This window comes from Psychrobacter sp. Marseille-P5312 (assembly GCF_900291405.1).
Classification (GTDB): Bacteria; Pseudomonadota; Gammaproteobacteria; order Pseudomonadales; family Moraxellaceae; genus Psychrobacter; species Psychrobacter celer.
The window spans coordinates 1571218-1592634 of record NZ_OLML01000001.1; the positions used below are offsets into that span (position 1 = coordinate 1571218).

Annotated in this window: 18 protein-coding genes; 13 read left to right on the plus strand and 5 right to left on the minus strand. The window is 49.0% G+C overall.

From position 1 onward, the window contains the following. Window positions 1-621: 621 nt before the first annotated feature. The 3 genes from C6W44_RS06810 (at window position 622) to glyA (ending at window position 4145) form a co-directional block, all read left to right on the plus strand. Entirely contained in the window at window positions 622-2001 is a 1380-nt protein-coding gene (locus tag C6W44_RS06810; RefSeq protein ID WP_105246522.1) for a GNAT family N-acetyltransferase, read from the plus strand. Between the two features lie 57 nt (window positions 2002-2058). Next, a complete protein-coding gene (locus tag C6W44_RS06815) occupies window positions 2059-2580 on the plus strand; it encodes a chorismate--pyruvate lyase family protein (protein ID WP_105244764.1) in 522 nt (173 codons plus the stop codon). Between the two features lie 308 nt (window positions 2581-2888). Continuing rightward, on the plus strand, window positions 2889-4145 hold the full coding sequence (gene glyA, locus C6W44_RS06820; RefSeq protein WP_075101749.1) for a serine hydroxymethyltransferase: 1257 nt from the start codon (window positions 2889-2891) through the stop codon (window positions 4143-4145). Window positions 4146-4284: 139 nt separating this feature from the next. On the opposite strand, the gene C6W44_RS06825 is transcribed toward glyA, so the two are convergent. From C6W44_RS06825 to C6W44_RS06845, 5 genes are all read right to left on the minus strand, one after another. Further along, complete coding sequence (locus C6W44_RS06825) at window positions 4285-4983, minus strand: ZIP family metal transporter (RefSeq protein WP_105244765.1); 699 nt, start codon at window positions 4981-4983, stop codon at window positions 4285-4287. A 210-nt stretch (window positions 4984-5193) separates the two neighbouring features. Then, window positions 5194-6468 carry a sodium/glutamate symporter gene (gene gltS / locus C6W44_RS06830; protein ID WP_105244766.1) on the minus strand — a complete coding sequence of 425 codons (1275 nt, stop codon included), beginning with the start codon at window positions 6466-6468 and terminating at the stop codon, window positions 5194-5196. 88 nt (window positions 6469-6556) lie between these two features. Further along, window positions 6557-6898, minus strand: a complete 342-nt coding sequence (locus C6W44_RS06835; RefSeq protein WP_105244767.1) for a barstar family protein — start codon at window positions 6896-6898, stop codon at window positions 6557-6559. A gap of 1 nt (window position 6899) precedes the next feature. Continuing rightward, window positions 6900-7433 carry a ribonuclease domain-containing protein gene (locus C6W44_RS06840; protein ID WP_199774463.1) on the minus strand — a complete coding sequence of 178 codons (534 nt, stop codon included), beginning with the start codon at window positions 7431-7433 and terminating at the stop codon, window positions 6900-6902. 371 nt (window positions 7434-7804) lie between these two features. Then, a complete protein-coding gene (locus C6W44_RS06845; protein WP_105244769.1) occupies window positions 7805-9106 on the minus strand; it encodes a glutamate-5-semialdehyde dehydrogenase in 1302 nt (433 codons plus the stop codon). Between the two features lie 380 nt (window positions 9107-9486). Between C6W44_RS06845 and C6W44_RS06850 the strand changes: the two genes are divergently transcribed. The 10 genes from C6W44_RS06850 to C6W44_RS06900 all read left to right on the plus strand — a co-directional run bounded on the left by C6W44_RS06850 (window position 9487) and on the right by C6W44_RS06900 (window position 21346). Then, window positions 9487-9807: a hypothetical protein gene (locus tag C6W44_RS06850; protein WP_199774464.1), complete on the plus strand. Its 321-nt coding sequence runs from the start codon at window positions 9487-9489 to the stop codon at window positions 9805-9807. Between the two features lie 426 nt (window positions 9808-10233). Further along, complete coding sequence (locus tag C6W44_RS06860; protein ID WP_105244772.1) at window positions 10234-11031, plus strand: ABC transporter ATP-binding protein; 798 nt, start codon at window positions 10234-10236, stop codon at window positions 11029-11031. Window positions 11032-11416: 385 nt separating this feature from the next. Continuing rightward, window positions 11417-12217: a transporter substrate-binding domain-containing protein gene (locus C6W44_RS06865; protein ID WP_199774465.1), complete on the plus strand. Its 801-nt coding sequence runs from the start codon at window positions 11417-11419 to the stop codon at window positions 12215-12217. 106 nt (window positions 12218-12323) lie between these two features. Further along, complete coding sequence (locus C6W44_RS06870; RefSeq protein WP_105244774.1) at window positions 12324-13259, plus strand: transporter substrate-binding domain-containing protein; 936 nt, start codon at window positions 12324-12326, stop codon at window positions 13257-13259. A 101-nt stretch (window positions 13260-13360) separates the two neighbouring features. After that, window positions 13361-14269, plus strand: coding sequence for an ABC transporter substrate-binding protein (locus tag C6W44_RS06875; RefSeq protein ID WP_105244775.1), 909 nt, complete (start codon window positions 13361-13363; stop codon window positions 14267-14269). Between the two features lie 488 nt (window positions 14270-14757). Next, window positions 14758-15492 (plus strand): ABC transporter permease, encoded by a 735-nt coding sequence (locus C6W44_RS06880; RefSeq protein ID WP_075101739.1) that lies wholly within the window; start codon window positions 14758-14760, stop codon window positions 15490-15492. A gap of 12 nt (window positions 15493-15504) precedes the next feature. Then, entirely contained in the window at window positions 15505-16230 is a 726-nt protein-coding gene (locus C6W44_RS06885; RefSeq protein ID WP_105244776.1) for an ABC transporter permease, read from the plus strand. A gap of 60 nt (window positions 16231-16290) precedes the next feature. Beyond that, window positions 16291-17007, plus strand: a complete 717-nt coding sequence (locus tag C6W44_RS06890; protein WP_105244777.1) for a fumarylacetoacetate hydrolase family protein — start codon at window positions 16291-16293, stop codon at window positions 17005-17007. A gap of 360 nt (window positions 17008-17367) precedes the next feature. After that, a complete protein-coding gene (locus C6W44_RS06895; protein ID WP_105244778.1) occupies window positions 17368-19575 on the plus strand; it encodes a PhoX family protein in 2208 nt (735 codons plus the stop codon). A gap of 262 nt (window positions 19576-19837) precedes the next feature. After that, window positions 19838-21346, plus strand: a complete 1509-nt coding sequence (locus C6W44_RS06900) for a GPI inositol-deacylase (protein ID WP_227526379.1) — start codon at window positions 19838-19840, stop codon at window positions 21344-21346. The last annotated feature ends 71 nt before the right edge of the window (window positions 21347-21417 follow it).

A 21417-nucleotide genomic window follows, 5' to 3' on the forward strand; every position in this document is an offset into this window, starting at 1 on the left:
AGTATACTATTTTCGCTTATGTCCTATGCAACAGAATTATATTAAGCTAAGAACAGCGTTATTCTACCAGTCATCCGCTTTTATATCATCCCTTCCCAGCGATTACTGTCATTTCATGGGTGCTTACCCGTTATCAATTAAGTAAATCCAAACCCTGTGTCATTCTAGGGCGTGTCCTCAATTCAATCGATAGCCATCTAAATGGGCTAAAAATGGCCAAATCTGGCCAAACGGTGTCAAATAGCTGACTAATATCTCGATATTATCTGCGCTATTTTCCTTGTTTGACGGCGATTTATCTCATTTTTATCACCATTTTTAAAATGAGGACACGCCCTAAAACCGCGCCTTTACTGTCAGTGGTTTTTATAAAGTGGTGAGTGTGCTTTGCAAATTGTGACAGCAAACCGGCAAAAATTTGCTAGGCTATTTTAGGTTAAAGTATATCTTTGTCTCACATACAGCGATAAGCTTTAGGTAACGCAGCGATGGCTGATATTTGCTGTCGCTTTGATGCGAGCAGGCATCTCACCATGTTTGGCTGTCTTTTATAAGTGATTGACTGATATACGCCTTAAATAAAACATTGACACACATAGAGCGGCTAGAGTGACCATGAGCATACGTTTAAGATACGCACTGATGAGTGATACCAGCTGGCAGCAGATGGCAGAGTGGCAAAGGCCAGACACGCCGTTTATGTCCTTTGCTTTTTGGCAAGCGCTGGCAGCCACGGGCGCCATCGGTGAGCAGGCAGGCTGGCTGCCGATATATGTCTTGATCCATCAGGTCGATGAGGGATATCAACCGCCGCCAAGCGCCGCTGACATCAAAAACAGCAAGGCACACTCTGACGGTGACAATAAGGCATTAGCTGCAGGCGACAAGGTATCCGTCACGCATCCTATAGCGGTGCTGCCAGTCTTTATTAAGGGTCATCACCGCGGTGAGTTTGTGTTTGATCATGCTTGGGCAGAGGCCTACGCGCGCTATGGTGTCGACTACTATCCGCGGCTGGTCAGTAGCGTACCTTATACGCCGATTACCGGTCAGCGGTTTTGGCTGGCTGATGGCGAGCGCCTGCGTGCCGATATCATAAAGACCGCCCTAGCAGGCGTAGATGATATTGCTCAGCAAGTGGGGGCATCAAGCTGGCATGGACTGTTTGTCACGCCTGAGTTGGCCGATATTGCAGCTGCCGCCATGCCGACAGATAGTGATGTCATGTGTGCACTGGCGGCGCAAGAGCAGGACGGCGCAGCGGTGGCCATCGACATACCGATACTGGAGCGTCAGGGCTGTCAGTTTTTGTGGCAAAACCAAGACTTATTAAAAAACGCGCAGCCATTTGCAGATTTTGAGGCGTTTTTGGCAACATTAAGAGCCAAAAAGCGCAAGACCATCCGCGCTGAGCGCCGCAAGGTCACCGAGCAAGGCATCCGTTGTCAGCGTAAATGCGGGAATGCGATTTGTGAGGAGGACTGGCACGCTTTTTATCATTGCTATGTGATGACCTATGCGGTGCGCGGCCAGCAGCCTTATTTAACGCTAGATTTTTTTATGGCGTTGGCCGCGAGTATGCCTGAGCACCTGATGCTGGCTCAAGCGCGTGATGTGCATGGTGATATCATTGCCAGTAGTTTGTTTTTGTACGATAAGCCCGATAGCAAAGACGCGACTTTATACGGTCGCTATTGGGGCGCACTGGCGGACTATGACAGCTTGCATTTTGAGCTGTGCTATTATCAAGGCATCGAGTTTGCTATCGAGCAGGGTCTGAGCTATTTTGATCCAGGGACGCAAGGCGAGCATAAGCTGGTTCGCGGTTTTATACCGACGACGACTCATTCGTTGCACCGCGTTTATGATGGGCGGTTTGTGCCAGCCATTGCGGACTTTTGCCGTAGAGATAGAGAGCATATGGCTGAGTATCGCCGACGAGCATTTGACGCCTTACCGTTTAATGCTGATAATATGCCCCCCGCTGATGCCAGTCGCTAGTGCTGCTCTCATCTATTTTTTTATCCGTCTTTTATCCGTCATCATTAGCCGCTTATTATGCCTAGTAACCACCTGTTTTGCTCTGTACCGCCGCCCGCCGAGCTACACGCTTGGCTCAATGTCGAAGGCTCTTTGACTGCTGTACTAGAGGTAAAAGCTCGGCAGCCCTTGCGCGTTGAGCGCCGATTTGAGGGCTATCGCGCGCTGACACTGGCACAAAAACGCCAGCTGGGTGTACGAGGCGCGCGGCTAAATCGGCCGATGCTGGCGTGGGTACGCGAGGTGTACCTATATGGCAATGATGAGCAGCCGTGGGTCGAGGCACAGAGCATCTTTCCGTTGCCCAGTCTCAAAGGCCGCGCCCGCCGTTTGCAGCAGCTCAAGAGTACGCCTATCGGTTATGTGTTGTTTAAGCGCAGCCGCACGTTGCCCAATCAGCGTTTTATCTCACAGACGGCCAAAGGCTGGCAACGGCAAACGCGTTATGACTGGTATGGGCGGACGCTGCTGATCAGCGAGACGTTTTTACCCGCGTTCAGCCAAAATAGACAATCACAGATAGGCTGCAATAGAGAATAGAAAAATTTATATCCAAGCATATAAATATACCGTGATAAATACTTTATTTTATTGGCTATTTATTTGCAGTATAAGGCCATTTAATTTGTTCAGCTTAGCGTGAGGTTTTTTTGCGCTCACCATACAAATTTTCATGTTACACTTAAACTTTAGCGACGATGTCGACGCCTGCGTGTCGATTTGATTGTCGATATAGACACGTCAATGACAGGCCAATTGCCTGTGCTTGCCTGTTTTACCTCCTTTTGCTACTCGCTTCTTTTCGATAAACACTACCATTAACGATAGCCACTACCTAGGACATTATTATGTTTAAAGATATTTCTATCAAAGAGTTTGATCCAGTACTTGCAGAAGCCATGGCCGCCGAAAGCGTGCGTCAAGAAAACCATATCGAGCTTATTGCCTCAGAAAACTACTGCTCACAAGCGGTTATGGAAGCACAAGGCACCGACCTAACCAACAAATACGCGGAAGGCTATCCAGGCAAGCGTTACTACGGCGGCTGTGAGCACGTCGATGTGATCGAGCAATTGGCCATCGACCGCGCAAAAGAGCTGTTTGGTGCAGAATACGTCAACGTCCAGCCGCACTCTGGTAGTCAAGCAAACTCTGCTGTATTTTTGGCTTTGCTAGAGGCCAATGACACCGTACTTGGCATGAGCCTAGACGCTGGTGGTCACTTGACTCACGGCGCGCACATCAACTTCTCAGGCCTGAACTACAACGCCGTGCAGTATGGCCTCGTCGAAGGCACTGGCCTGATCGACTATGACCAAGTTGATGCTCTGGCTCGTGAGCACAAGCCAAAGATGATCATCGCAGGCTTCTCAGCGTATTCACAAGTCGTTGATTGGCAGCGTTTCCGTGATATCGCCGACGAAGTGGGCGCGTACTTGCTTGTCGATATGGCACACGTGGCGGGTCTGGTCGCAGGCGGCGTTTACCCAAGCCCAGTACCCTTTGCCGATGTGGTCACCACCACCACGCACAAGACTCTACGTGGCCCGCGCTCAGGTATGATCTTGGCGCGTGATGAGAAGCTGGCGAAAAAGCTAAACTCTGCTGTCTTCCCAGGCAACCAAGGCGGCCCGCTCATGCACGTCATCGCGGCAAAAGCGGTTTGCTTTAAAGAAGCGCTAGAAGACAACTTTAAAACCTATCAGCAGCAAGTGGTCAAAAACGCCCAAGCGATGGCAAAAGTCATCCAAGAGCGCGGCTATGAAATCATCTCTGGCGGTACTGAAAACCACTTGATGCTCATCAGCCTCGTCAAGCAAGAAATGACGGGTAAAGAAGCGGACAAATGGCTTGGTGATGCCCACATTACTGTGAACAAAAACGCCGTACCAAACGATCCAAAATCGCCATTTGTTACCTCTGGTATCCGTATCGGTACGCCAGCGATTACCACGCGCGGCTTTAACGAAGCACAAGCAGGCGAGTTGGCAGGCTGGATCTGTGACGTACTAGACAGCCGCGGTGACGAAAAAGTCGCTGCTGAAGTACGCGGCAAAGTAGAAGCTATCTGTAAAGAGTTACCAGTTTACGAAAAAAACCAGTAATTTTCGATTGCTTGATTTTTACAGTTAGGTTGAAAAAAACCGCTTAGCTTAATGGCTAGGCGGTTTTTTATTGCGCGGGCATTTAGATTTATAACAACTTTAATTTGAACTGACTATACAAAGTTACCTGACATACTTTTTAGCCACCAAGCTGGTTTAGAGCCAGTGCTAAGATGAGGCCAATGGTGGTGCTAATACCCGCCCAATGGTTGCTGTGTTTGAAGGCGGTCGGGAAGACCTCGGTGGCCAAAGAGGCAATAACCGCCCCTGCGGCAAAGCAATTGATCGCACTAATAACGGCGTCATCGACATTTTTTAGTAGTATCTTGCCCAAGATAGCCGCCAGTGATAATAAAGCTGCGGCCCCAACCCAAAGCATCAGCACTTTTTTGTTGCTGGCACCGTTGCGGCGCATTTCTTTGGCACCGCCTGCTGCTTCTGGCAGGTTCGATAACAAAATAGAGCCGGCCAGAGCCGCCACTTGCATGACGTTGCCGCTGATTAATGCCACACCCAGCGCTAAGTTTTCTGGGATGCCATCGAGAGTGATGGCCGCCAGCAGCCCCGAGCCGCCATCGGCATTGAGCTTTTCATCGAGTAGATAATCGACACTCGCAAATACCACTGCGCCCAACAGGGCAAAAGCTGCGGTAATCCAAACCCCGCTGTCAGTCACCGCCGGCTGCACCAGCTCGATGACCACTGATATCATCAGCGCGCCGCCAGCGACCGCCAATAAGTTCCCCTCAAGCCAGGTTGGCAAGCGGCCATAAAGCCCCCATAGTGCTCCGATAATCAGAGCACCGGATACCACAACAATCACTGCAAATATCAACATAGTATGCCTCATTACTTTTATAAGGTATTGATAACGGCTAATGGGTTTTGTGTCATTAAAAGTTGCGTAACGATAGGGTTAGGCACTGTTAGCGCTCTGCTTTTTTTATATTAAACGCCTAAAAAAGCCCCAAACGGCCAAAAAAGCCCCGATTATAAAAATAATCGAGGCTTATGAAGCGCAGTTCAGGTTAACTTTTGATTAAATAGCTTACATAAACGGCAGTTTGGTAAATATCTGTAATATCGTGGCGTTGACGATATCGACAAAGAACGCCCCAACCATCGGCACAATCAAAAACGCTTTTGGCGAAGGCAAGTAACGATCAGTGACCGCCTGCATGTTGGCAATCGCCGTCGGCGTCGCACCCATACCAAACCCACAGTGCCCTGCTGATAACACCGCCGCGTCATAGTCTTTGCCCATGACCTTAAAGGTAATCAGGTAAACATAGATGATCATAATAGCGGTCTGCACCAATAGGATGATCAGCACAGGGCCTGCCAGATCAGTCAGCTGCCATAGCTTGAGAGACAGTAGCGCCATGGCCAAAAACAAGCTCAAAGAGGCGTTACCAAACACATCGATTGAGCGATCAAACATATCGAAGTTAAATAAAGTGGTGAGCACATTACGAATGATAACACCGCCTGCCAGCGCCCAAACGAAGGTAGGTAGCTCAAACCAAGTGTCGGCGGCCAGCAGCGTCATCACATCGGCAAACGCCAAAGCGGCGGCAAATAGTGCCAACGTCTCAATGGTCGAGGAGGCGGTGATAAAACGCATACTGTCAGGTCTTTCAAAGATTTCTTTGTTGCTATGGGCAGAGTCTTCATCATGTTTGGTGCTATATAGCGATTGCGCCCCAGCGACTTTTTCGATATCACTAGGGTTGGGATTAGCAGGGGTTGGCTTGAGACCAAGCCGCCGAATCAGGCGGCGCGCCACAGGGCCACCGATGATACCGCCTGCGACCAGACCATAAGTGGCTACTGCGATACCAAGTGTGGTCGCACCCACCACGCCATAGTCTTCTTCTAAAGTAATGCCCCAAGCGCCTGCGGTGCCATGTCCGCCCGTCAGAGCGATGGAACCTGTCACTAGCCCAAGCAGAGGATCGAGTCCTAACATGCTGGCCATAGCGACGCCCACGATGTCTTGTAGCACGATAAACACCGACACCACGATCGTAAAAATCAGCAGCGGCGTGCCACCAGCTTTTAGGCGACTAAAGTCAGCACTGAGACCGATGGAGGCAAAAAACATCAGCATGGTCGCAGTTTGGAGCCCCTGATGAAAGTTGAAGCTATAGCCCCACACCGTATTGAGAATATAGACCACGATTGCCGCGACCAAGCCGCCAGCCACTGGTTCTGGAATATTAAAATCTTCTAAGAATTTAATCCTTTTGACCAAAAAGCGCCCCATTAGCAGCACTAAAGTGGCCAGTATCAGCGTGTAATAGCCGTTTAAGGTAATTTCCATACGTTAATCCTTTCTATAAAAATAAATTAACCTGAATTCGGGATAAATATGGCTTTATCTCGAATTCAGGTTTGGTGATGATTTTTGGTTAAGCGGAGTATGTCGGCGGTGTTATGACCCACAGTTGCGGCTTGCCAAACTCTTTATAGGCGTCCTCAATGATGCGTTGAAACATCGTAAAGTCTTTAGTCGTTATGTTGGTTACCATCGTCAAGTCCAGCACAAGCTTGGTCACATCGCTGTCGGTCAAGCAGTCCCAAGCGCTGTCCCAGTTGTACGAAAAATAACTGGGAAAATGGCACACTGCTGCCAGACTGCTTAGCAACGTGTGCTTGTTGAGTACGTCAGCGATAGGGATGACAGTTGCCTGCTGTAGCGCGTTATCGTGCTCGGTGCTGTCAGGATTGACATAATAAATGGCTTGGCTCATGTTATTTTACTTCCAGTTTATGAAAGCTATCGTAGTGATCCACGGTCAGATAGTAGATGGTGGGCGGATGACCGCCTGTGACGATACGCCTAGCACCGCGGTGCGATACGCCGGGTGTGGGCACAGTGTACTCACGGTAATAGCCTTGTGTCTGTATCGGTAGCCTGCCTTCACGGTTATAAAAAGTCGAGCCGTCTTTATGCGGGTAAGGAAATGGCCCGCCTTGTCGAATCAGCGCGATGGTATGATCTATTTGCGCGTCACCGGTGATAGGGCTGGCGCTGTTAGCCGGCCGCGATAGGGCAGCCGAGTCGATACTCGGATCAGGCTCGGCACTATCGCGATACTCGGCGACCGCACCACCCTCAGTGTGATCGACCAATGCCCCAGTATTTATATCAGCATTTATATCAGCGAAAAAATAAATCGCCGCGACAATCAGAGACAACACACCAAATAACGTGGCACGTGGGCTGTTATTGTTTTGCTTGCCGCTTTGCATAAGGGCATCGTCCTTTAGGTCGTTGGAAGACATTGACTACTCATCACATGATGGGACTACTTATCACATGATTGCTGATCTCAGCAAAGCCTATCGCATGATGGTTTGCGCCACAACCGATACGGACGTGAGCAAAACGTTATCAAAGGGTGGGTTTATATCGTAAGCTCGGCTCAAAATCAACACCTTGCTCATGGCGAATATCAAGGTAATAACGCCCTAGATAGATAAAAGTTATTTTTTGTTTGCTACCCTTGGCTGCTGAACACCACACAGCAGCAATTTAACAAAAAACGCCAGCAACTTGGCTGACGTTTTTGGTGGATTATACGTGAAGTTAGGCGATGGATGATAGGTTTGCGCCCAATTCTCCTTTGATAAGTGGTCGATAAATATGTGATAAGTTACGCGCGCGTCTCGCCGTGACCATAGACGATCCATTTTTGTGAGGTCAGACCTTCGAGCCCTACAGGGCCGCGCGCGTGGATTTTGTCGGTTGAGATACCAATCTCAGCACCCAAGCCATACTCAAAACCATCGGCAAAACGGCTAGAAGCATTGATCATCACACTGGCCGAATCAACCTCACGGATAAAGCGCTGCGACTTGGTATAGTTGTCGGTGATGATAACGTCGGTATGATGGCTGCCATGGGTGTTGATATGTTCAATGGCCTCGTCGATACCAGATACCACCTTAACCGCCAAGATAGGGGCCAGATACTCGGTATCCCAGTCCTCGCTAGTGGCTGCTGATAGATGACCTTGCAAGGTCGCATTGTCATTTAAGATGGCTTGTGCCTTATTATCAAGGCGCAGTTGCATGGCGTCATCCGCTTTTATGATGGCTTCGGCAATCTTTGGCAACAGCTCACTTGCGACATGCTCATCGACCAATAGTGTCTCCATGGTATTACAGGTGCCATAACGGTGGGTCTTGGCATTGACACTGACTTTAATCGCCGTTTCGGCATCGGCATCGCTATCGATAAAGGTATGGCAGTTACCATCTAAGTGCTTGATGACCGGTACTTTGGCATCGCGGCTGATGCGCTCGATCAAGCCTTTGCCGCCGCGAGGTACGATGACATCGACGTAGTCTGTCATGGTGATCAGCTCACCGACCGCCGCGCGATCCGTCGTTTGTAATACCTGCACGCTGTGCTCGGATAGGCCGACCTTTTTTAGTCCTTGTAGGATACACTTGGCCAGTGCTTGATTGGACTCAAAAGCTTCAGAGCCACCGCGCAAGATGATGGCGTTACCTGATTTTAGCGCCAAAGAGGCGGCTTCTAAGGTGACGTTGGGGCGCGACTCATAAATCATACCGACCACACCGAGGGGGACGCGCATTTTGCCTAAATGAATACCAGAGGGGCGGTAGGTCATGTCAGTGACCTCACCGATAGGGTCAGGCAAGGCCGCCACGTCTTTTAGGCCTTGTAACATACCATCGAAGCGCGCGTCGTTCAGCTCAAGGCGATCTAGTAGCGCGGTGTCCAAGTCGTTTTTTTGACCGTTGTCCATATCGATTTTGTTGGCGGCCAAGATGTCTGATTTGGCGTTTTTTAGTACGTCATGAATCGCCATCAGCGCCGCGTTTTTATCGCCAGTATTGGCTGCCGCGAGGGCACGTGAGGCGGCGCGCGCTTGCTTGCCGACCGTTTGCATATAAGCGGTAACGTCTGTGGTAGTGGTTTGAGTCATAAATATGTCCTTATGGTTATCAGTGTCTGACAGGGCGATCAATGCCATAAATAATAAAAGCGCCTAGCAAGGCAAAAGTTTAACAAATATAGAAGGTTAAATGCTCAGATGGCATTGTGCTATTTAACATAGAGGAGATTGCGTCGATAGTAAAGACGATTTTGTGAACAGCGCCCGCTTGACCGCATCTATTTGTCGACTTTCAGCGGTGTGTCAGGGGCGGTTACATGATAGTTACCTGTTTTTAACACAATTGTGCTGTAACTACTAAGGTAGTCAAACGACATCGTTAGTATAGTGAAGGGTCAAGTAGGGGCAGCCGAACGCCCATGCTCCTGTTAAATGAATCAATATACTCTGTATTAATGAGGAAGAATGACATGGTTATGCTCTATAAAATGGACAAAAACTGGCTAACTATTGGATTGGTGGCGGCCGCCTTGACACTCAGCGCTTGTGGCAAAAAAGACGATGCGCCGATGGAGACCGAGCCTGCTGTCGACGCACAAACCACAGTAGAGACCGAGGCGACGGGTGTTGCGACTGCAGAGTCTTCTGATGATGTGGCAGTGGCAAGTGCTGATACCAGTGTCGATGACGCAATGGCGGTAGGTGACAATGATGATGTCGCGGTGGCAACTGCTGACGATGCCGAAGTGCTGGATGGTACAGAGAGCTCAGAGCACATCTCGACTTATTAATCGGTCTGACTAGACAAGATAATTAGACAAGATAATTAGACAAGATAATTAGATAAGATGATTAGATTAGATGATTAGATTAGATGATTAGATTAGATGATGAGATGATGAGATGATTAGATGATTAGATGATTAGATGATAGGTGGTGCCTGATGTTTTTTACAGATAAGTAGGCATCAAATCAAGTAGGCGTCAAAGGCGATAAGATAACAGCACGCCAAGCTTGCTAAAGTGATAAAATAACGCCCAGTGCTGTCGATGCAGACTGGGCTTTTTTATGTGGGTAAAGGGCGGCCAACGTGGCACACGGGCCAAACGCCTAGGTACCTGATATAGATAATATTTGCCTTTTTGCTGCGGAATAAGAGACAATGGCACATTTTTATTCGTGTTTTCACTCATATTTATTGGAAGTCTGCTAAACCATGCTTGATACTGCAAAAAATCCGACTCGGCCTATCGCCTTAGATTTACAAGATATCCATAAAAGCTACGGCTCATTAGCAGTGCTAAAAGGGGTGTCGCTCACCGCCTATGATGGTGATGTTATCTCGATTTTGGGTTCGTCCGGCTCAGGCAAATCTACGTTGCTGCGCTGTATTAACCTATTAGAGAAGCCCAATCAAGGTCGTATATTCATCGGTGATGAAGAGCTGATGCTAAAGCCTGCCAAATCAGGCGAGCTACAAGCGGCAGATATCAAGCAGTTAGAAAGCTTGCGCGCGCGCGTGGGTTTTGTCTTTCAAAACTTTAACTTGTGGCCGCACAAGACCATTTTGCAAAACATCATCGAAGGCCCGACGCAGGTCCTAAAAATCAAAAAAGACCAAGCCATCAGTGATGCCGAAAAACTGCTCGACAAAGTAGGGCTGCTTGACAAAAAAGACGCCTATCCGGCTAATCTCTCTGGTGGTCAGCGTCAGCGTGTCGCCATCGCTCGCGCGCTTGCCATGCAGCCGCAAGTACTGCTATTTGATGAGCCGACCTCGGCGCTCGATCCTGAGTTGGTCAATGAGGTGCTGGCGGTGATGCGCGAGCTGGCAGAGGAAGGGCGTACCATGCTCATTGTCACTCACGAAATGCGCTTTGCTCGTGAAGTCTCAAGTAAGGTGGTGTTTTTACACCAAGGCGTCATTGAGGAGATTGGCACGCCTGAGCAAGTATTTGACAATCCTACCTCTGAGCGCGTTAAGGACTTTATGTCCTCTCACCGCCAAAACTAGCCACATGGCTGCTATGTACTGTATTACAAAACTAAAATAGCATTAAAAAATTAGGACAGCGCGGCCGTTGCTGTCCTAAAGCGAGTTAACTAATTAACTAAGCCTGAAAATCACCTCTATAATAAAATCTAACGCTTGGTCATGATTTTTAGTCATGGCTATGTGGTCATTAACATTGATGGTTTATTACCCAACAATAACAGTCCGTATGTAAAACGTTTGTTTTTGATATTTTACTCAGGTATTATCAGAAGGTTTATAGGCGGCCGTGTATGACGGCTGTCTGTCTATCTATTCTGCTATCTATATTGCTTGTCTGGCAGGGACGTCAGAGAACAAAATATCAGAACCCTATATCAAAAACTCATCAGAATTTAAGGAACGTATGATGTCGAATTCTCGCCTATTGTGGTCGTCGATGACCGTTACTGCAGCGTTGATGCTGAGCGCTTGTAGCCAACCAGCCAATGAAGCTGCTGATACCAATGCCGATGCACCGGCAGCAGAAACCGCTGGCAAGACCATTCGTATCGCCACCGAGGGCGCTTACCCTCCTTTTAACTATACCAATGCCGATGGCAGCTTGGGCGGGTTTGATATCGATGTGGCCAATGCGCTATGCGAGCAAATGCAGGCGGATTGTGAAATCGTCGCTCAAGAATGGGACGGTATTATCCCAGGCCTATTGGCACAAAAATACGATGCGGTAATCGCAGGTATGTCTATCACCGATGAGCGTCAAGAAAAAGTAGACTTTAGCGAGCCATACTTTGCCAATACCATGGTTTGGCTGACCAAAACCGATGGTAGCTTTGATCCGACCTCGATCAAAAACCTCACGCTCGGTGGTCAGCGCTCGACCACGCCTGGCGCTTATCTACAAGATAACTACGAAGGTAAAGACGGCAACACCGTGCAGTTGTACGACAACTACGACAACGCTTATTTGGACCTAAAATCAGGCCGTAGCGATGCGGTATTGGCCGAAAAAGTCTCAGCCAAATCTTGGCTGGCAGACAATACCGAAGGCTTTGGTATTGTAGGCGATGAAATTGACAATGACGATAATATTGCCATTGCCGTGCGCAAAGGCGACTCACTCAAAGAAGACTTTAACAAAGCCCTGAGCGAAATCCGTAGCAACGGTGAATTGGCGCGTCTTGAGCAGATGAATTTTAGTCAATAAGCTGTCGGGCGTGTCAGCAAACGAATACTGACCCGCCTTATAAACAAACAGTAATCCATAAGTCATGAGTGACAAAAGGCTGGTAAATATATTAAGGAATAACCCTATGACAATTTCAATGACTCGCTCTATGAGCAAAAAAGCCCTTTGGCTTGCGCCACTAAGCGCGGCCATGCTAATGCTGGCAGGCTGTAACAATAGCTCGGCACCAGCAGACAGCGCCGAGGCAGATGCAGCAGACGCCCCGTTAAACATCAAAATCGCTACCGAATCGAGCTACAAGCCTTTTAGTTATACCGATGCTGATGGCAAACTGATCGGCTATGAGATTGAGCTGGTCGATGCCTTATGTGCGCAAATGAAAGCAGAATGTGAAGTCATCTCACAAGATTGGGATGGCTTGATCCCAGGTCTCAATGCACAAAAATTTGATGCCGCCATCGCGGGTATGTCCATCACCCCTGAGCGTAAAGAAGTGGTGGATTTTAGTGACCCTTACTTCCACAGCGGTATCATCTTGATCGGTAAAAAAGGCGATGACCTCGCTATCGATTCGCTCAAAGGCCAGCCGATTGCGTCTCAGCGCTCAACCGTTGCTTCACAGTATCTACAAGATGAGCACAGCGATGCGGATATCAAACTCTATGACACACAAGACAACGCGTATCTAGACCTTACCTCAGGTCGCGTGCGCGGTATGATGTCTGATAAAGTGACAGGTATTGACTGGCTAAAAACAGAAGCTGGACAAAACTACGAAGTCAAAGGCAATGAGATCAGCAGCAACGATGATGCGATGGGTATTGCTTTTCGTAAAGGCGATCCGCTAGTAGCGAAGTTCAACAAAGCCTTGTCTGAGCTAAAAGCCAACGGCACCTACGATCAAATCACGGGCAGCTATTTTGGCACCAGCTCAACCGCCGCTGCGCAAAAAGCCGTCGCCACAGAAGGTGTGGAAGAAGTGCTGGTCGTTGATGATGGCGATGTCGATGCCAATGCGGTCATCGCTGACCAAGAGCAAGCAGAAGCCGCAACGAACTAATCTTACCGCTCATCGCTATTTGGGCGCATAGGGTCATCTCTATGACTACTGGCGTAGGGTAGCGATGGGTATTGTTTTTATCACAACTCTCAAGGATGATCATGAATAATCGTTTTGACCACCGCCGCGCCGTCGCCACTGTACCTGCCAAAAGCCCTATCAGCGGGCGACGTTGTTTAGCACCGTTTGTCGCGATAAGTGCGCTTTTTACGTTGGTCGGTTGTGGTACTGGTCAAAACGAAACCGCCTCTGATGACTCTCAAGACACAGCCGCCGCTGCTGCGACAGGTGAAGTGCTGCGTATCGGTACCGAAGGTGCTTATGCGCCGTTCAACTATACCAATGCTGATGGCAGTCTTGGCGGGTTTGATGTCGATATTGCCAATGCCATCTGCGCTGACATGCAGATGACGTGTGAGATCATGGCGCAAGACTGGGATGGTATCATTCCAGGACTCAAGGCGGGTAAGTACGATGCCATCGTCGCGGCGATGTCGGTCACGCCTGAGCGCGCCAAGCAGGTGGCATTTACCGAGCCATACTTTAGTAATGCGCTGGTGTTTTTGGCCAAAAAGGACAGCAGCTTTGATCCTACCAATAGCAGCGACATCAATGCGCACTCTATCGCCGCTCAGCGCTCGACCATCTCATTGCAGTGGCTGGAGAACGCCTATCCAAAGGCCGATATCAAGCTGTATGATACCTTGAGTAATGCCTTTTTGGATTTGGGCTCAGATCGCGTCGATGCCATGATCTCTGATAAACTGCCAGCGCTAGAGTGGCTCGGCTCGCCATCAGGCAGCAATTATGCACTCAAAGGCGAGGAGATCGATATCAATGATAACTTTGCGATTGCCGTGCGTCCTAACGATGAAGCATTGCAAGCCAAAATCAATCAGTCGCTGGCCAATCTCAAGGCCAATGGCACTTATGATAAAATAAATGAAAAATACTTTGCCGTGCCTACCAGTGCAGCGGCAACGCCAGCAGTAGATGACGCAGCGCAGTAAGCTTGTCGCCCCGTGTTTGGTAAAACCACAGGTCTGCTGAGATATTCTATGGCGTGGTTGTCATTACAAGGTCATTATAAGGTCATTAGCTATTAATTAGTCAGCACAAGGACATTGCCATTGGATTGCCAGTGGCGGTGTCTTTTTTGTTTTGGGCAGATCGGTGCTTTATGGCTGCACAGAAAGGTCGATTTTTATCAAATCTATCTGATTTGTTTGCTATTTATCCTGATAAGTGTCTATTTAGGCAACGCTTTTACGTCTGAGTATTAACATAGCGGCGAGCGAATATGATAAAATCAGCGCTCATTTCTACTGTGTCAATTACCGTCGCCATAGTCGTATGAATATCACGTCACTCTATGACGCAAAAAACCGCCCGTCTATGCGGTTTTTTATACGACTATCAGCCGCGCTCAGCTATTGATGCTGATTCTTTTAACTCATATTTTGCAACTTGCTAATATAAAGAGACTGAGTGGATAATTGTGTTTGATTTACAAGGATTTGGCGCGCTTTTATTAAGCGGCGCTACCGTCACCATAAAGCTTGCGTTGACTAGCCTAGTCATCGGCATGGCTTTGGGCTTACTCGGCGCGACAGCAAAGATGTCCAATATCTGGGTGCTACGTAAGCTGGCGACTGTCTATACTGCTACGATGCGCGGCATACCTGAGCTGTTGTTGGTGCTGTTTATTTATTATGGCGGCTCCATACTGCTGATGAGCATCCTCAAAAAATTCGGCTATAACGATTATATCGAGATTAGCGCGTTTTGGGGCGGGGTCATGGCGCTCTCGATTGCTTTTGGTGCTTATGCGACCGAAATTTTTCGCATGTCGATTCAAGAGATTCCAGTCGGGCAACGCGAGGCCGCGCAAGCGATTGGTATGCGTCCGCTGCAGACTTTTTATCGTATCACCTTGCCGCAAGTGTGGCAGATTGCCTTGCCAGGTTTGGGCAATTTGTTTTTGGTACTGCTCAAAGACACAGCGCTGGTCTCGGTTGTGGGCCTTAAGGACATCATGTATCAGTCCTCGCGGGCTGCGCAGTCGACACAGCAGCCATTTACGTTTTATATGGCGGCGGCCATTATTTATTTGGGTCTGACCATGTTGATTACCGGTTTTATGATGTGGCTTGAGTGGCGTGCCAATCCAGCGGCGCGCTACGCCAAAAAAATCAGCCGTCAGTCAACACAACGTCAATCGACCATAGGGTAGAGGAGAGAGACTATGGATTGGAATTGGCAGGTCATCTTTGACCATATCCCTGATTTGATGGGTGGTGCGGTGCTGACCGTACAGCTGGTGGTGATATCAGGTATCATCGGATTGTTTTTTGGTCTGATTTTAGCGCTGCTACGCCTATCGAAAAATTGGGCAGTACAGATATTACCGTTTTTATATATTTTCTTTTTCCGTGGTACACCGCTGCTGGTACAGATATTTTTGATTTATTATGGTCTGGGTCAGTTTGAGGCGGTGCGTGACTCGTTTTTATGGGAGCCGGTGCTTAGTCAAGCTTACTGGTGTGCGATCATCGCCTTCACCATGAATACCAGTGCGTATTTGGCAGAGATCATTCGCGGTGCGATTCAGGCCATTCCCGTAGGCGAGCTAGAAGCTGCGGATGCGCTGGGTATGTCGAAGTGGCAAAAGCTGACCCGCGTGACACTGCCGCGCGCCTTTGGTATCGTCATCCCTGCTTATAGTAATGAAGTCATCTTTATGCTAAAGGGTAGTGCGCTGGCCTCGACCATCGCTTTGATGGACATCACAGGGGTGGCGCGGACGATCAGTGCGCGAACCTATACCTTGATGGAGCTGTTTTTTGCAGCAGGTGTCATTTATCTGCTATTGACGTGGGTGATCTTGTTTAGTTTTAGAATGTTTGAAAAACGTATGAATCGCCATGCCAGCTATGTACCACCCGATGTGGTGACCAATACCATCCCTTAAGGATATCAGTCAGCATCGCCACTTTTGATGTTTGTGAATAACTTGCTATGAGAGCCGAGTATGAGTCAATCGCCCCATATGTCGCTGGTCAATGCCATCGCCGCCAATGCCAATAATGATGAGAGCATGACCGATGCCAATCAAAGCTTGCGTGCGCCGATTGGTAAAGTGGTTTGTGTCGGTCGTAATTACGCCGCGCATGCTCGCGAGCTGGGCAATGAGGTACCTACCTCGCCGATGCTGTTTATGAAGCCCTCCTCTTCGGTGGTGTCTATCCGCCAAGGCGTGGTCCGTCCAGATCCGGCAGTATTTGGCGACACGCACTATGAGACTGAGCTGTGTATCCAGCTGGCAACAGACTTATCTGCTGCGACGATGGAGGAAGCAGCGCAAGCCATCGGTGCGGTGACGGTGGGGCTGGATCTGACTTTGCGCGATTTGCAGTCTGAGCTAAAAGCAAAAGGCCATCCATGGGAGCGCGCCAAATGCTTCGATGGCGCTTGTGTGCTGGCTGACTGGCTCGATCCCCAAGCGTTTGGCGACTTTCGCAATGTCGCCTATCAGCTGTATATCAATGATAGCCTCAAGCAAGACGGCGATACTGCTTTGATGCTGTTTCCGGTATATGAGCTGCTGGTCAATATCAGTCATGCCTTTAGCTTACAGGCAGGCGATGTCATTATGACGGGTACGCCAAGGGGTGTTGGGGTGTTACATGCTGGTGATACGCTGACCCTAAAGCTTGGCGCGCATGAGTGGCAGGCAGAAGTACACTAGGATATTGCCTAGCTAGTGCGTACTTTATCTAATGAAATTGTCTAAAAAATCCCAAGTGACCGCTTGGGATTTTTTTTATTGGCGCTGTTTTTTATGAAAATGACTTTTGTGGGAGTGGTTTTTATGACAATGGCTTTTATGAGAGTGTTTTAGGAAGCTATTTGATGAGCATGGTTGACGCTTATCTCTGTAACAATCTGACAGCCTTTGGTGGGTCGCTGAGTGATAATTTAGCAGTTATTGTCAACGTACTGTCATAAATGCTCGGTAGACTTGAGCGTAACTTATATCGTTGTGGTGGATTTGATAAAGCCGCGACCCACTCTCCGCCAATCTAGCCCAATAGCAAGGTGACTGATAATGACATTATTGAATAAAGAACTAGAGCTCGCTCACGAAATCGTTGAAGATTCAAACCCTACTAATAATACTGATTTTCAGACAGTTATTAATCGCCGTCTGAATCGCCGTAGTATTCTAAAAGGTGGTACAGGGTTGACGGCAGCAGCGTTTTTTGGTGCGCTACCTTTGGTTGGTTGTAGTGATGACGATGACAATATCAGCAGTCCTATTATCGAAGATGGCAATGATGCTGCTATTCCGGCGCAAGGTGATTTGAAGCGTCCTGAAACATTAAAGTTTAAGGCCGTAGCGCACTCAACTGCTGAGACGATGACGGTGGCAGAAGGTTACAAGGCAGAGATGATACTGCCGCTTGGCACACCGCTGATGCCTGGCCTTGACGACTGGAAAGACAATCGTGAGCAGTCGGCAGAATCATTTGAATGGCGCATGGGCGATAACCATGATGGCATGTGGTTCTTTGGCAAAAACAGCAATGCGTACGATGCCAAAGCCTCAGAGAATGGCCTACTGGTTATGAATCACGAATATGTGAATAGTGAGGAGCTAAGCCCGTTTGGCTATTATGTCATCGAAGATAAAGATGCTGCGCCTTTATTCCAACGCCGCCGCCTTGCCAGCGATGTGCGCCGTGAAGTCAACTGCCATGGTGTGGCCGTGGTTGAGATGAAGCGCCGCGCAAATGGTATGGGCTATGAGATGGTGCCAAACTCCAAATACAATCGACGTATCACTAGTAGTACGACCGCGCAGTTGGCAGGCCCTGTGGCAGGTTCTGATTTGGTCAAAACCAAGTTTGACCCAACAGGTTTTCAGACGCGCGGCATTAATAATAACTGCGGTGCAGGCTTGTCACCTTGGGGCACTTACCTGACCACAGAAGAGAACTTCTTGGGTGTGTTTGCACGCGGACAAGATGCCAGTCAGTTAAGCGCCAGTGATAACTATGGTCGCGAGCGTTACGGTGCACCAGAAAACTCTCCAGGCTCTAGATATCTATGGCACACGCCTGACGCCAAAGACGCCATCATCACAGACGAGTTTTCACGTTGGGATATGACTGCTGTTGGTGCTAGTGCTGCTGATGATTATCGTAATGGCTTTAATACCTTTGGCTATATCACTGAGATTGATCCGTTTGACCAAAACTCTACACCGCAAAAACGTACCGCCATGGGTCGATTTGCCCATGAAAACTGTGCCTATGCACCCGTTAAGCAAGGCAAACCTGTGGTGTTTTATATGGGGGATGATGCGCGCGGCGAGTATATTTATAAATTTGTCTCAAAGGCACGATGGTCAAATGCGGATATCGGTGGCGGTCTCAAAGCTGGTGACAAATACCTAAATGAAGGCACGCTGTATGTGGCGGTGTTTCACGAAGACGGTCGCGGCGAGTGGCGGCCACTGGTCCATGGACAAAATGGACTTGATGCGACCAATGCTGAGCTGCCCTTTGCTGGGCAAGATGAGGTGTTGGTCTATGCTCGCGCTGCTGGCGATGCCTTGGGTGCGACCAAGATGGATCGACCAGAGTGGGTGTCGGTGAGCCCCATGACAGGCGATGTCTATGTGACATTGACCAACAATAAATATCGCGGTGTGCGTGATGACCAACCTTTATCAGCTGCTAACCCGCGTAGCTACGAAGTGGGCGGCAAATCCCGCGGAAATGATAATGGTCATATCATTCGCTGGGCAGAGACGGGCGGCGATCATGCCGCAACCAGTTTTGAGTGGGATATCTATCTGTTTGGTGCACCAAGTGATCTGTCCGCAGAGAATTTATCGCAGTTAAGTGCTAGCAATGATCTGTCTTCTCCTGATGGTTTGTATTTTGATCCACGTGGTGTGTTATGGATTCAAACGGATGATGGTGCGTATACCGACACTACCAGCTGTATGCTGCTTGCGGCATTACCGGGCAAAGTCAGCGATGGTACGACTATCACGACGTCAGCAGGACAGCAAACGCGCATTGGTATGCCTGCCAGTAACGACAACATTAAACGATTCTTTGTCGGTCCTGAAGGCTGTGAGGTGACAGGCATCACCATGACGCCAGATTTTAAAACGTTATTTATCAACATTCAGCATCCTGGCAACACATGGGGCGCGGTGGCTGGAGGTAGTACGCCGCGCTCGGCCACCGTGATGATTACTCGCGAAGATGGCGATGTCATATTGGCAGAATCATTTACTTAAAGCGCTTGGATGACTCGGCTACGGTAGTGAAATGGCTGAAATAGTGAACGGCTGCGATGGTAAAGCGGCGGCACGGTGATTATAAATATGGATAGTGATGTTAGCTAAAACCGCAAGCGCTGGCTTGGGGTTTTTTTTCTGTGAGTAGCGGTAGATGTCACGACGTTTTATCGTAAAGCGGCTACCAGTTACATCATTTTTTTCTATTGCAAGCGTTTACAGGCTAGTATATAAATATCTTTTGACCAAATGTGTCCATTTTATGAACGCACTAACGAGTAACACTATGGACAGTGTAGAGATTATTTATAAAGACAGCATGAGGCCTGATAGCTCAGATAAAGCAGGTCATGAGCTGGCCGCGCATTTTGCCTCAGAGACTGCCGCCACAGACCACACAGTAGCGCCGCATAGCGACCTGTATGAGCAAATCGATCAGCTAGCCGCCATCGATATCGACGAAATCATCAAACTGCAAGCCGATGATGCCAATGCCGTGACGACACATCCTGTGCTGTATGCCGATTTTTTTGAAGGGCTTGCGCAGCTGGCGACGATGGGCGTGGTGGAGGTGACAGAGATTGTGGAAGCCATTCACCGCGAGGTGATTTTACGCCCTTTGGGACGGTTTAATGAAAACCACCTTAACAATTGGCAACGGGGTATCACGGGGCGTATATATGGCACCATACGCCAAGTCATGCTACTGGTGGGCAACAATCTGGCCACGGTGCTGCGTATCTACAAAACCATGATGCGCCAAAAAAACACTCAGCCGTTGCCCGACACCCTAAAAAAACTGGTCAATGTGCTAAACGGCGTGATGGGTGATCATCTGGTCAATCATAAAAACGCACTTGCCATACCGATGCAGCTCTATGATGGCAATGGTGATACGCAGTTAGCGACGCTCTCAGGGCGAGTGGTAATCTTATGTCATGGCTTATGTATGAGTCATCTCAGTTGGCAATCCGCAGAAGGCAATCATCTGGGGGAGGCCATCGCGCGCAGTCAGCCTGAAGCGACAGTGCTGTACCTTGATTATAATACGGGGCGGCGTATCTCGCGTAGTGGCCGTAAGCTGTGCCAGCTACTACAAGACTTGATCGAGCAGCATCCCAATATCAGTCAGATCGATCTGGTCGGTCACAGTATGGGCGGCTTGGTTGCTCGCAGTGCGCTGTTTTATGGTGAGCAAGACCATATGGCTTGGGTCAAGCGGGCCGGCAACCTCATCACCCTCGGCTCACCGCACCACGGTGCGGTGCTAGAGCGTATCGGTCATCATGTACAGGATATCATCGCCAAGCTGCCGTTTGCAGGCTCGCTTGCCAAGTTGGGCGAGATGCGCAGCGCGGGTATCATTGATCTGCGTCACGGTAGTATTCGCGATGCAGACTGGCGGGCGCTGGAGGGTCGTAGTGTGCTGCCGCAAGACTTTCGGCATCCTGCGCGCTTGCCAAGTGGTATCAAAACGTATTTTGTCGCCAGTGCATTGGTCGAGACCCATTATGACTCGAAGATGACACACCTGCTGGGCGATGGTCTGGTCTCTGTCGCCTCAGCGCTTGGAGAAGATGATGCCGAACATGCTTTGTTTGTCCCTGAGGGGCATAAAGCACTGTTTTATGGCGTCAGTCATATGAATCTGATTCATAGTAGACGGGTGCGCGAGCAAGTAGTGGCGTGGCTGTTAGCTAATGGCCGCAGTGACTACGCCGAGCAGCCGCGGATATATTCTTATCCCAAAAGTCTGGGACTGATGGTATAAAGGTAGGTTAGGCTAGATTGCCTTTGCTAAGCACAGCATCATAAAAAAAGGCCCTCACACTTTATGTTGAG

Coding starts and splice junctions, on each gene's coding strand:
- C6W44_RS06825 (WP_105244765.1), bottom strand. CDS start 4,983: ATGTTGATATTTGCAGTGATTGTTGTGGTATCCGGTGCTCTGATTATC.
- C6W44_RS06900 (WP_227526379.1), top strand. CDS start 19,838: ATGAACGCACTAACGAGTAACACTATGGACAGTGTAGAGATTATTTAT.
- C6W44_RS06850 (WP_199774464.1), top strand. CDS start 9,487: ATGGTTATGCTCTATAAAATGGACAAAAACTGGCTAACTATTGGATTG.
- C6W44_RS06860 (WP_105244772.1), top strand. CDS start 10,234: ATGCTTGATACTGCAAAAAATCCGACTCGGCCTATCGCCTTAGATTTA.
- C6W44_RS06865 (WP_199774465.1), top strand. CDS start 11,417: ATGATGTCGAATTCTCGCCTATTGTGGTCGTCGATGACCGTTACTGCA.
- C6W44_RS06870 (WP_105244774.1), top strand. CDS start 12,324: ATGACAATTTCAATGACTCGCTCTATGAGCAAAAAAGCCCTTTGGCTT.
- C6W44_RS06835 (WP_105244767.1), bottom strand. CDS start 6,898: ATGAGCCAAGCCATTTATTATGTCAATCCTGACAGCACCGAGCACGAT.
- glyA (WP_075101749.1), top strand. CDS start 2,889: ATGTTTAAAGATATTTCTATCAAAGAGTTTGATCCAGTACTTGCAGAA.
- C6W44_RS06890 (WP_105244777.1), top strand. CDS start 16,291: ATGAGTCAATCGCCCCATATGTCGCTGGTCAATGCCATCGCCGCCAAT.
- C6W44_RS06875 (WP_105244775.1), top strand. CDS start 13,361: ATGAATAATCGTTTTGACCACCGCCGCGCCGTCGCCACTGTACCTGCC.
- C6W44_RS06815 (WP_105244764.1), top strand. CDS start 2,059: ATGCCTAGTAACCACCTGTTTTGCTCTGTACCGCCGCCCGCCGAGCTA.
- C6W44_RS06840 (WP_199774463.1), bottom strand. CDS start 7,433: ATGTCTTCCAACGACCTAAAGGACGATGCCCTTATGCAAAGCGGCAAG.
- C6W44_RS06895 (WP_105244778.1), top strand. CDS start 17,368: ATGACATTATTGAATAAAGAACTAGAGCTCGCTCACGAAATCGTTGAA.
- gltS (WP_105244766.1), bottom strand. CDS start 6,468: ATGGAAATTACCTTAAACGGCTATTACACGCTGATACTGGCCACTTTA.
- C6W44_RS06885 (WP_105244776.1), top strand. CDS start 15,505: ATGGATTGGAATTGGCAGGTCATCTTTGACCATATCCCTGATTTGATG.
- C6W44_RS06845 (WP_105244769.1), bottom strand. CDS start 9,106: ATGACTCAAACCACTACCACAGACGTTACCGCTTATATGCAAACGGTC.